The 1,097-nt window shown below is 67.9% G+C and carries 2 protein-coding genes; both read left to right on the top strand.

Annotation, left to right across the window (positions count from 1 at the left end):
- A partial coding sequence (locus ACYVDE_RS23725; protein WP_460503990.1) for a L,D-transpeptidase family protein occupies window positions 1–484 on the top strand: 484 nt, incomplete at its 5' end.
- An 86-nt stretch (window positions 485–570) separates the two neighbouring features.
- The coding region (locus ACYVDE_RS23720; RefSeq protein WP_460503989.1) for a hypothetical protein at window positions 571–1,097 on the top strand (527 nt) is incomplete at its 3' end.

Here is a 1,097-nt window from a genome sequence, read left to right as displayed (position 1 = left end):
CGACGGCGGCCCCTTCGAGCTGTTGCACGCCTACCCGCTGGCCGCCACCTCGGGCACGCTCGGCCCCAAGCGCCGGGCTGGCGACGGCCAGGTACCGGAAGGCTTCTACGAAATCGACCGCTTCAATCCCAAGAGCAACTACCACCTTTCGCTGGGTCTCAACTACCCCACCGCCGCCGAGCGCGCCTTGGGCGAACCCGACCCGGGCGGCGACATCTTCATCCACGGCGGCGAAGTCACCATCGGCTGCATGCCCATCACCGATGCGGGCATTGAAGAAGTGTACCTGCTGGCCGTGCTAGCCCGCGCGGCCGGGCAGCGGGCTATTCCGGTGCACATTTTCCCGTTTCCCATTACCGATGCGGAGCTGGCCAGGCGGGCCGGCAGCCCGCATGTGGCCTACTGGCGCGGGCTGCGGTCCGGCTACGAGTATTTCGAACAACACCACGACGTAGCCCAGCCAGCCGCGCTGGCCGCGCAGTAGCGCGAGCTTTGTAGTTCGCGTCCCCGCGCCGCCACAACGACAACGTTCTGCGACGCGAACTACAAAGTTCGCGCTACATTGCCGCCGTGCCGCGCCTGTTCCTGCTGTTTCTGCTTCTGATTGCCGCTTTCCACGCCAGCCGTGTGCTGCGTGAGCCCCGCCCTGATGCCGACCGGCCCATGGATTTCCGCACCTGCTACGTGGGGCAGGACGTGCTGCGCCGGGGCCAGAACCCCTACGACGACGCCACGCTAAAAGCCGGCTGGCAGCGCATTGCGCAACGCGAGCAGCTATTCAGCCGCACCCAGCCGGGCTTGCCCAACCTGCCGTTTCTGTACCCGCCGTGGGCGGCGGCGCTGTTCGGCGCATCCATCGGACAGTTGCCCTACGCTGTAGCCTGGCCCCTCTGGTACGCCTTGGCGCTGCTGAGCCTGGGGCTGCTTGCCTGGTTGTGGCCGAGCGTGCTGCGGGCCGAAGTGGCGCCGGTGGTGCCGTGGTGGCAGTTTTTGCTGCTGGCCGTGGCGTTAAAAGGCACGGTACCGGCCCTGCTCACGGGTCAGCCCACGTTTGCGGCGCTGGCGCTGGGTGTGGCGGCGCTGGCCGTGGCGGCGGG

It is taken from the genome of Hymenobacter agri, from assembly GCF_054778495.1.
Note: the sequence above shows the minus strand (reverse complement) of the source record. Positions and strands in the feature narration are given on the sequence as shown.